This is a genomic window from Alkalicoccus daliensis, from assembly GCF_900103955.1.
Taxonomy (GTDB): domain Bacteria; phylum Bacillota; class Bacilli; order Bacillales; family Salisediminibacteriaceae; genus Alkalicoccus; species Alkalicoccus daliensis.
The window spans coordinates 138,699-148,661 of record NZ_FNIL01000009.1 but is presented as its reverse complement, the minus strand read 5'-3'; the positions used below and the strand labels follow the sequence as shown (position 1 = coordinate 148,661).

The following is a 9,963-nucleotide window of genomic DNA, read 5'->3' as shown; positions in this document are numbered from 1 at the left end:
AAGGGTCGTGCAAGTCGAAGGCGGTCGCCGTCTCCTGCAGAGAAGCACCTGTCTGGTTCCTAAAGTGTAATACATGCAGTTTGAATTGGACAGAATAAACTGGTTTGGAACGTGGCTTCTGTACTCCTTTTACTCCGTAATGTTGATAGGCACGAACCCACCGTTTGATGGGAGTGACACTAGGGATCAAGTATTTCTTCGCTAATAATCGGTATCCCAGCTCTCCTTGCATATACTCCTTCACAATCATTAATTTAAATTCCTCACTATACATTGTCATACAAAAACACCCCAGAAGTTAGATTTTGAACTCTAACTTCTGGGGTGCACTACCCAAGCTTCCACCGGTAAGCGGTGGAGAACCTTATACATGAAAAATTATAAAAATACAAGATTTCTTACTTTATAAACACTCTGAAGCCGGCTCTGTTGCTTGCAGAGCCGGCTTCTTTTCATTTTAATGTAATTAAGCTGTAAACTCTTCACATATGTCTGCGCAGCGCTTACACATATCTGCACAATGCTGACAGTGGTCATGATCATGCTGACGGCATTCATCTTCGCACGCTCGGCAGATCAGCGCACAGACTTTAAGGAATTCATCCACAAATGCGGAATCTCTTGCAATCGCCTGTTCCGTATAGCCGCATATATCGGCACATTCCCTGTCCAGCCTTATGCAGGCTGACATCATTTTTACATCATCTTCTTCTAAACAGGCATCATAACAGTAATTGCAGGCTTCCATGCAATCATGCAGCGCTTTTGTAATTTCCTCTTTCTGCAGTTCATTCATGAGTACTGCCTCCTTTAACGTAGTTACTTCTTAGTTTACCGGGGAAAGGTATTCTCAAACTTCTTATTGTTTTGCGAATCTTTGAAGCGGGAATACTTTTTTAAAAAAGGAGGAGATATCGATGCCCTGGAATATGAATGATTATCCGAGTTCTTGGAAAAACCTCGACAGCACTATCCGCAAAAAAGCGATAGAAATAGGAAATTCTATGCTCGAAGATGGCTACAAAGAAGGGGATGCTATACCAATCGCCACTGAACAGGCGAAGAAGTGGTATGCCGATGCTTCCGAAGAGGAAAAGAACGAAATGAAACAAACATCTCAGAAGGATCTGGAATCCCGCAAGGAAGACGATGATGCAAGACCAGAACTTATGGAAAAAGAAGTATTCGTTGTGCCACATGAGGAGGGATGGGCCGTTCAGTCTGAAGATGCGAAACAGCCTTCGAACGTATATGATAAAAAACAGGATGCAGTGGAACGGGCGCAGGAAATTGCTGAAAATAAGCAGACTTCTGTGGTAGTGCACAAGAAGGATAATTCTGTAGAAAAAAAGTATAATTACAGCGAAAAATAAAGAAAGCATTGATTTTACGCGTGTAAAGGCGGTTATATGCGACCGCATTTACACGCTGTTTTTATTAGTATTCTGACAAAAACGGACTGGCATCTTTCTAATAAACATTACTTTAATTTTATACTTTGCTCTGATAATTAAAATTCCAGACCTTTTCCCATTCCACTTCCGGCACAAGACCTTCTTTTGCTGCTCTGCTCAACAGGGATTCCACTGCATGTCTTCCCTTTCCTCCGAGCGCCATCGAGAATTCATTAACATATAATTCTATATGTGATTTCGCGACTTCTTCTGACATTTCCTGAGCATGTTCCATTACATAGTCCATCGTCTGCTCTGGATTTTCCCAGGCCCGGGCTAATGAGGTTCGTATTGCAGCAGAAAGTTTGTCGCTGTCAACATCCTTCCTTGCAATAATAGCGCCCAGTGGAATTGGCGCTCCTGTATCCTCTTCCCACCAGTCACCAAGGTCCACCATTTTTTCCAGCCCGTATTTGTGATAAGTAAAGCGTGCTTCATGGATGACGAGTCCAGCATCTACTTTCCCTTCCTGTACAGCAGGCATTATTTCGTCAAACGGAAGCACGACTATTTTTGCTTTCTTTTCCTGATATGTCTGTGTCTGCCATAATCTGAACAGCATATAAGCAGTGGAACGATCGCTCGGCACAGCAATTGTTTTCGACTGCCAATCTGCTGAAACCTCGCTGTCGCGGGTTAGAAGCAGCGGCCCACATCCTCTTCCCAGTGCTCCGCCGCATTGAATCAGCTGATAATCATCCGCTACATAGGGAAATGCTGCAAATGAGATTTTCATGACTTCCGGCCCTTCTTTCTCTGCTGCCCACCTGTTAGTTTTATCTATGTCTGCATAAGTAACGTCTACTTTTTCAAAACCAGGGAGCCTGCCTTTTACTAAATCATGAAAAATAAATGTGTCATTTGGACATGGAGAAAATGCGATGTTCATTTATATAACCTCCTGTAGTTGTTTCATGGATTTACAAAGTGAATTCAACGCAGTTTCGAGCTCCCAGCTTCCTTTATCCCGGGGGCCGATAAGGTTGGAAATCGTTCTGATTTCAAGAAAATCCACTTCTCTAATGGAAGCTGCTGCAGCTGCTCCCGCTCCTTCCATTGCTTCTGCTATGGCTTCAGGATAGCGGGAGGCAAGCTCTTTCTGACGTGTTTCTGTACCGGTAGCGGTAGAAAGAGTTAAAATTTGGCCTTGCCGGACACCGGATAACTGATATTTTTCTGCAATGGCGGATCTCCATCTGTCTCTGCCGAAGCCAAGCTCTGCAGTACCGAGGAAGCCACCGGCGGATTCAGCTCCCAGATCAGCGAATATACTTTCCGTCGCAATAACCGTATCTCCTATCTCCGAACGGCCTGGGAAGCCACCGGCGATTCCGGCATTGATTACCAGATCAGGTTTGTGCTTCAATATCTCCTGCATAGTCCGAGCAGCAGATTCCACAGGCCCAAAGCCGCAGAGCGATAAAATAAACCGCTTATCATTCCCAAGAGCTTCCGCAGCTGCCTGACGCTCTTTTTCAACTGCAGTTAAAACTAATATATTATTCATCCATAACTATTCCTTTCATACGTTTCAAACTATTATAGATTTTTTGACAATATTCTCGTATCAGTTTAGCAGTTAGCGCGTATAATTGAAATGCTTGTGATATTTATGATAGTGCTTATTTCTTTTCTCAGCGAATATTTGTTATAATTAATAGATGTATTTTGTTATTTCCCGGTTCATGGGGAATAATTTTGGGAAGAGAATAAAAAGGAGCTACTTTATAATAGATTAAGTAAAAATATGGATTGGCACTTACAAAACAGGAGGTTAATAATCATGCACGAAATTTTTTACGTAGGGATTCTTGCTTTATTCGTTCTTTACATCGGCTTCAATGAACGCAGAAGAATGGAACGTCACATTGATAAAATCCCTATGCGGATACTGGTGAACGGCATCCGCGGAAAGTCCACTGTCACCCGCCTGCTTATGGGAATTGCAAAAGAAGACGGACAGCGTACTGCCGGGAAAACAACTGGTACTTCTCCACGCCTTTTCTATTGGGACAGAGACGAGGAAGAACCAATTGAACGCAGCCTGCAGGGCGCAAATATCTCCGAACAGAAAATAATCAACAAAAAAGTTGCTAAACGCAATGTTAATACTTTTGTAGCAGAGTGCATGGCTGTAAATCCTGAATATCAGAAAGTTTTTGAGGAGCGTTTCGTAAAACCTCATATTACTGTTATTACAAACATTATCGAAGATCATCTCGATGTAATGGGTCCTACACTGGATCAGATAGCAGAAGCTTTTGCGAGAACAATTCCTGAAAACGGGCATGTAGTAATGCCGGAAACGAAATATGCACGCTTTTTCCGAAGGGAAGCAGAGAAAAAAGGCTCTGAAGTTGTATTCTTTTCCACCGAAGGCATTGAGGAATCCTATCTGCAGCAGTTTCCTTATATGATGTTCGCTGAGAATGCCGCTATCGGCCTTGCTGTAGCAGACATTCTGGGTATCGACCGGGAGACAGCGAAACGCGGCATGGTGAATGCGCCTGTCGATCCTGGAGCGATGAGAATTCACACTTTCGGAGAAGCAAGAGAGCCCAGCTACTTTTTCAATGGGTTTGCCGCAAATGATGCCACTTCCACAATGAATATATGGAATAAAATTTTGTCATCTAATTACAAAACAAAGCACCGGGCTGTTATTATGCACTGCCGTGATGACAGAGTAGAACGTACAATGCAGTTTGCAGAAGAAGTCCTCCCCCACTTAAAGACAGATACACTTATTTTAACGGGTAAAAGTGTAAATCCGGTAGTGAAAGCTTTTGAGGAAGGTACTATTCCAGCTGGAAACCTTATTAATCTGGAAAAGGAAAATACAGAAGAAATTATCCGTCACATTAAGCAGCTTCCGGATCAGACAATGCTTTACGGTATCGGCAACATCCATGGAGGCGGCCAGGAAATTGCGGACGCTGTGGAAGAACTGGATACGGAAAGGCAGAAAAAACAAGCTCCGAAGAAAGCAGCTAAAGCTGATTTTATCCCTAAACGCAGGGATCGCGTATTTGCAGAGCAGCATTAATTTACTGAAGGTGAGACTGTTCCTTTGAACGGGGGCAGTCTCCTCTACATGTAATCAATTAATAATATAACTTAAAAGGAGTTGGCTAAGTTTGTTTGGTACTGATTTATATATAGCAATTGTTGTCGGAGTTCTTTTATCACTCCTCTATGCCGAGAAAACAGGAATTGTTCCAGCAGGACTGGTGGTCCCTGGATATCTGGCACTTGTATTTGACCAGATTATGTACTTAGTGATCGTAGCTGCAATAAGTCTCGCTACATACTTTATCGTTACACAGTTAATCGGGCGAATGACCGTATTATACGGACGGCGTAAATTCGGTGCAATGCTCGCTGTAGGAATTATTTTGAAAATGGCTACGGACTTTTCGTATCCTTTAGTAGGATTTGAAACCTTCGAGCTCCGGGGGATTGGGGTCATTGTTCCAGGATTGATCGCCAATTCCATTCAAAAACAGGGTATTCTGCCTACATTTTCATCCACCGTCGTGATAGCCTTTTTGACTTTCGTAATTATTTCAATTTTCCACTTAATATAGGAGCAGGTGAGTACTAAATATGGAGCAGAAATTTACATTTCAGGAGCGTATGAAGCTCTGGCAGATAAGACATAAAAAAACAGCTCTGCGGGATTCCATCATTGCTTTTGCAGTCCTCTCTATTCCTCTCTTCGGCTACAGCTGGTTTATTCCAGCGGAAGCTCCCGAAGAAAGCACCCGGGAGGAAGAAGTCGAGTACCGGATGTCTATGGTCGGAGATATGATGATGGGCCGTCACGTTCGTGACGCAGCAGAGCAGAGTAATGAGAATATTGACCGTGTCTTTAACTATGTAAAACCGTTTTTCGATGACTCTGATTATGTAACCGGCAATTTTGAGTCCCCTATTCTGGATACAAACGATCCCGCGGTAGAAGAAGAAATGGACGACGCTGAACTGCATAATAAAGACATTCATTTATATGCAGAACCAGATGCCGTCGATGCGCTTATAAATGTCGGGTTCGATTCTGTCAGCGTCGCCAATAACCACGCACTGGACTTCGGGGATTTATCCTTGGATAATACGCTTGATGTTGCTGGAAATAAAGACATTGAATTACTAGGTATTGGAGACGCACTTAATATCAGTGAAGAGGAAACGGTAGAGATTGAGTACGGTCCGGAGCAGGGAGAAGAACGTAATGAGATTGACGCCTCCCGTGTAAAAACCTTTGAAACAGATAATGGCTTAACTGTCGGAATTTTAGGTTTCACAGACGTATTTGTACAGGGCTTCAGTGCTTCTGACTATGTCGGTGGTGTTTTCACCAGTGAATATGTCGGGCTGACCCTTCTCAGAGAACGGCTGCAGCAGGCGAAGCTGCCTGAGGAAGAAGGCGGTCTCGGCGTAGATATAATGATGATCCACGTGCACTGGGGTGATGAATATCAAGTCGGCTATAATGAAACGCAGGAAAACCTGGGCCGGTATATGACCAACTACGGGGCTGATATTATTATCGGTCACCATTCACACGTACTCGAACCTGTGACAGTTATGGAAGGGCGCGATGGCCACCGTTCTATTATCATGAACAGTCTTGGCAACTTTGTGTTTGACCAGGGGTGGTCCCGCACAAAAGAATCAACCATTGCACAGCTGGACTTTCTGGCAGATGGCACAAAAGAACTCTCCTTTGTGCCAATGCGTCTAAGTGAGTCCATGCCCTACGAAACTGCAGGACCATTAAAACCTTATCATGATTTCCGTATTTTCCGGACGTTAAGAAAGGAACTCGATTCAGACTGGTGGAACGTAGAAGATGGCAGATTGAAAGTTGATCTTGATGCAGCAGGCGTCTTAGAAGGAGTGGAAACAACCTCATGAATTACAAACCTTATTTAAAATGGACACATATTTCTGCCGCAGTCATTTTTGTCGGGCTGATTGCCTGGAACTTTTACTTTGCAGAAGAGTTTGACCCGTACAGAGAACCTTACTCCGGGGCTGACTTTCAGGATAGGCAGGTTGATACAGTAGAAGTAGACCCTTCGGAAGAAAATACCGGCGGTAATGATGGCAACAATGCAGGCAATGAAGAATCCGATCCTTCCATTAACGTATATGGAGTAAGTTCCATTCATCCATTGGCTGCTGATGTCGGTATGGAAATTATGGAGAACGGCGGTAATGCAGTCGATGCTGCTGTGGCGATCTCCTTTATGTTAGGCGTTGTGGAGCCGTACGGTTCAGGAATTGGCGGTGGCGGCCTGATGATGGTCCACGATCCTGAAGACGGGGCGCTCAGTTACGATTACCGGGAAGCTGCTGCTGCAAGCGGTGCGTGGCCCGAACGTGGAGTAGCAGTGCCAGGTCTTGTAAAAGGGATGGAATCTGCGCATGAAGATTATGGCACTCTTTCCTGGGAAGAGCTTCTTGAGCCTGCTGTGACTACTGCAAGAGAAGGCTTCCAAGTAGGCCAGATTTTCAATGAAACTACTGGTAACGCCGCTAGACGGCTTGAATTAACAGACCAGGAACGTGAACTCTTTTTCCCAGGCGGCCAGACGCTGGAGGTAAATGAAACACTTGTGCAGGAGGAACTTGCAGATACGCTGGAACTTATCCAGTCTCAAGGTGCTGCCGGCTTTTATGAAGGACCTGTCGCAGAAGCACTTACTTCAGAAGTAGGCTATGGACAGCAGTTTACTGAAGAAGATCTTGCTTCCTATCAGTCATATGTGAGAGACACAGTTTCTGCAGATATTGGTGAGCTTACAGTTCATGGCGGCCCTTCTCCATCGTCCGGTGCAGTTACCGTGCAGGTGCTTCAAATGGCGGACCGGCTGGAATCAGACGGATTAATGGAAATGACGATGGAAGAACTGACGAACAATCCCGAGCATGAACATCTTTATATGCACCTGGTAAACGAAATGACCAAGGTAGCGTATGAAAGCCGCCTTGATACGCTCGGCGATCCGGAATTTGAGGATATTTCCCATGAAGAACTTACATCTGATGATTATATTGCCGGCTTAATGGAGAATATTTCTTTTGACCAGGTAAATGATTCAGAAATCGATTTGTTTGATTCCCCTGCTGAAACAGCAGATGCGCGCCATACTACTCACTTTGTTATCGTAGACCAGGAAGGACGCATGGTTTCCGCAACGCATTCTTTGGGTGAATTTTATGGTTCCGGCTGGTACACGAACGGATTCTTTTTAAATAACCAGCTCACGAACTTTAGTGATAACGAAGAATCACCCAACTATTATGAGGCAGGGAAACGACCGCGTACTTTCGTATCTCCTATGATATTTGAAGAAAATGATCGTGCTGTACTGGGCCTCGGCTCCCCCGGCGGACGACGGATTCCTGCCATGGTTCTGCAGACGTACCTTCGATATCAATATGGTTTAAATGATAATAACGAAGAGATGACCCTGCAGGAAGCGATTGAATATCCCCGTTTTTATAACGAGGATGATGTTATTTACGTAGAAGATGATGACTTCGATCCTGAAGCAGGAGAACAGCTGCGACAAATGCGTTATTCTGTGGTTGTTCACACCTCCCCTCTTTTTTACGGAGGAATTCAAGGACTTGGTCTCGTTACGGATGAAGAAGGAAATGTTTCGAGTATGTACGGAGGCGGAGATCCCCGCCGTAATGGTGCATGGCAGATAGAAACTGCTGATTAAACTATTCTTATTGGCTGTTTTGTCAGGAACTCCTGGCAAAACAGCCTTTTTGTATATCAACTGTACAGAGGCACAAAAGATGCTTTTTAAATAAATAATGTCTAAAATAACTGTATGTAACTTTTAGTTGATCCAATTTCATAATAAGTTTTATAGATCAGTTGAAAGAACAATTCTTATTTCTTGCAGGATAATTTTTCGTTATTCTTGAGAATGTGAGAAACGAAAGATGGTATCTCCAGCGGGAAACAGCGAAATCTGAAAATCTATTCTGAAAGAGCTTCGTGATGGAAGAATCAGTGGAAAACGAGCAGAAAAGTATGAATCTGCAGTGGAGATTATTCTGCGTTATCCGGAATTAACTCTCTAATAATGAATTATGAATTCATTCGCTTAGTAAAAACTTTTTATGTAAAATTAAAATTTCCGGAAAGAGGTGCTGAATTGTGGATATAGCTATTATTGGCGGTGGAATTGCAGGTGTATTTGCAGCTAAACGTTTGAAAGAAGCAGGACATACACCTTTTATTATAGAAAAATCCCGCAGTGTCGGCGGCAGACTTGCGACCAGAAGAATAAACGAGGGAAAAGCAGATCACGGCGCACAGTTTTTCACGGTACGGACAAAAGCTTTTCAAAAAGAAGTGGATGAATGGCTGTACGAAGGATGGGCAAAGGAATGGTTCAGAGATAAGTATCCCCGGTACCGTGGAACCAATGGAATGAATTCGCTGCTGAAGAATACTGCAGAAAGCCTCCCGGTAATGTTAGAAGAAAAAATTATACGCCTGGAGTCAGATGGAGCCTCTGTAACCCTCGCCTCGGAAAATGGGGAGCTTTTTATTGCAGATGCAGCTATTGTAACTGCACCCGTACCGCAGATTTTAAATTTAATAGAACAATCAGCACTCGGATTAAGTGAAAAAGTCCGGGCGCAGCTGGCTGCAGGGGCCTATAACCCATGCCTGGTTGGACTCTTTGAGATGAAGGATTCCATCACTTTAAGTGAATCCGGCCTGCTGGACAAAGATCTGCCTGAAGGCATGGATAAAATTATTTCCAACAGCCAAAAAGGTATATCCTCTTCTTCTATTCTGAGTGTTTATATGAACAGCCAGTGGAGCACTTCCCATTATCAGCTGGAAGATCCGGCAGTATTAAATGAAATTACTTCCCTGCTGTCTTTTCTGGAAAGCAAGGTTATCTCCGGACAGCTAAAAAGGTGGCGTTATGCGGAAGCCGCCCATGTTTATGAACAGCCATATTTACAGCTTGATAACTTTCCGATATATGCAGCAGGAGATGCGTTCCTCTCCCCTGCCGATTCAAGTAAGCGGGCAAGAATTGAAAGTGCTTTTCTTTCAGGTACAGCTGCAGCTGACAGACTTATTACTGGTTAGGCTGCTGTCGATTTAACTGCTTGATGATGAGCTGCGCAAAGTTCAGGAAGGCTTGGAAACTCTCAATGTGCAGAAATTAATTAAAGACAGCCGGTACAGAAAGTTTATATCTGCAGCGAAATTCATATCCAATTTGGGAAAATCGCTGCAGATATGCCTTATTAAATTCGTACAATTTAACAGCTGGATTGAATCTGGAAACTTTCCACCTAATAATTTCTACACCTTTTTAAAAATTTCTGGTTTAACCTATTTATACTTAGGGAATAGTTTATTAATTCCAAATTATAAGAGACTCAGCCATTTAATTCCGTGAGCATAAAAGATGTGTAATACACATTTTGTTTACTAGCAGCGAATAATGAGTTGAGT

At 43.5% G+C, this 9,963-nt stretch carries 10 protein-coding genes; 6 read left to right on the top strand and 4 right to left on the bottom strand.

The genetic code is table 11. The features are described from left to right. Together BLP92_RS13560 and BLP92_RS13555 are read right to left on the bottom strand one after the other, a co-directional pair. Positions 1–280 (bottom strand): helix-turn-helix domain-containing protein (locus BLP92_RS13560; protein WP_139148959.1); only part of this gene is annotated, 280 nt, incomplete at its 3' end. A gap of 186 nt (positions 281–466) precedes the next feature. After that, positions 467–796 carry a four-helix bundle copper-binding protein gene (locus tag BLP92_RS13555; RefSeq protein ID WP_090843501.1) on the bottom strand — a complete coding sequence of 110 codons (330 nt, stop codon included), beginning with the start codon at positions 794–796 and terminating at the stop codon, positions 467–469. Positions 797–917: 121 nt separating this feature from the next. On the opposite strand from BLP92_RS13555, the gene BLP92_RS13550 reads away from it, so the two are divergent. Next, positions 918–1,373, top strand: a complete 456-nt coding sequence (locus BLP92_RS13550; protein WP_090843500.1) for a DUF2188 domain-containing protein — start codon at positions 918–920, stop codon at positions 1,371–1,373. A 118-nt stretch (positions 1,374–1,491) separates the two neighbouring features. On the opposite strand, the gene BLP92_RS13545 is transcribed toward BLP92_RS13550, so the two are convergent. Together BLP92_RS13545 and mqnB are read right to left on the bottom strand one after the other, a co-directional pair. Continuing rightward, positions 1,492–2,343: a 1,4-dihydroxy-6-naphtoate synthase gene (locus BLP92_RS13545; protein ID WP_090843499.1), complete on the bottom strand. Its 852-nt coding sequence runs from the start codon at positions 2,341–2,343 to the stop codon at positions 1,492–1,494. Next, positions 2,344–2,961: a futalosine hydrolase gene (gene mqnB, locus BLP92_RS13540; RefSeq protein ID WP_090843498.1), complete on the bottom strand. Its 618-nt coding sequence runs from the start codon at positions 2,959–2,961 to the stop codon at positions 2,344–2,346. A 276-nt stretch (positions 2,962–3,237) separates the two neighbouring features. Between mqnB and pgsB the strand changes: the two genes are divergently transcribed. From pgsB to BLP92_RS13515, 5 genes are all read left to right on the top strand, one after another. Next, on the top strand, positions 3,238–4,500 hold the full coding sequence (gene pgsB / locus BLP92_RS13535; protein ID WP_090843497.1) for a poly-gamma-glutamate synthase PgsB: 1,263 nt from the start codon (positions 3,238–3,240) through the stop codon (positions 4,498–4,500). A 91-nt stretch (positions 4,501–4,591) separates the two neighbouring features. Continuing rightward, on the top strand, positions 4,592–5,041 hold the full coding sequence (gene pgsC / locus BLP92_RS13530; protein ID WP_090843496.1) for a poly-gamma-glutamate biosynthesis protein PgsC: 450 nt from the start codon (positions 4,592–4,594) through the stop codon (positions 5,039–5,041). Positions 5,042–5,060: 19 nt separating this feature from the next. Then, on the top strand, positions 5,061–6,371 hold the full coding sequence (locus BLP92_RS13525; RefSeq protein WP_090843495.1) for a CapA family protein: 1,311 nt from the start codon (positions 5,061–5,063) through the stop codon (positions 6,369–6,371). Continuing rightward, the gene (locus BLP92_RS13520; protein ID WP_090843494.1) at positions 6,368–8,191 is read left to right on the top strand and encodes a gamma-glutamyltransferase family protein; all 1,824 of its coding nucleotides are present in this window, start codon (positions 6,368–6,370) and stop codon (positions 8,189–8,191) included. Before BLP92_RS13525 ends, BLP92_RS13520 begins: the two co-directional genes overlap by 4 nt. Positions 8,192–8,637: 446 nt before the next feature. Continuing rightward, positions 8,638–9,591, top strand: coding sequence for an NAD(P)/FAD-dependent oxidoreductase (locus BLP92_RS13515; protein WP_244516854.1), 954 nt, complete (start codon positions 8,638–8,640; stop codon positions 9,589–9,591). The last annotated feature ends 372 nt before the right edge of the window (positions 9,592–9,963 follow it).

Coding starts and splice junctions, on each gene's coding strand:
- BLP92_RS13555 (WP_090843501.1), bottom strand. CDS start 796: ATGAATGAACTGCAGAAAGAGGAAATTACAAAAGCGCTGCATGATTGC.
- BLP92_RS13550 (WP_090843500.1), top strand. CDS start 918: ATGCCCTGGAATATGAATGATTATCCGAGTTCTTGGAAAAACCTCGAC.
- BLP92_RS13545 (WP_090843499.1), bottom strand. CDS start 2,343: ATGAACATCGCATTTTCTCCATGTCCAAATGACACATTTATTTTTCAT.
- mqnB (WP_090843498.1), bottom strand. CDS start 2,961: ATGAATAATATATTAGTTTTAACTGCAGTTGAAAAAGAGCGTCAGGCA.
- pgsB (WP_090843497.1), top strand. CDS start 3,238: ATGCACGAAATTTTTTACGTAGGGATTCTTGCTTTATTCGTTCTTTAC.
- BLP92_RS13525 (WP_090843495.1), top strand. CDS start 5,061: ATGGAGCAGAAATTTACATTTCAGGAGCGTATGAAGCTCTGGCAGATA.
- BLP92_RS13520 (WP_090843494.1), top strand. CDS start 6,368: ATGAATTACAAACCTTATTTAAAATGGACACATATTTCTGCCGCAGTC.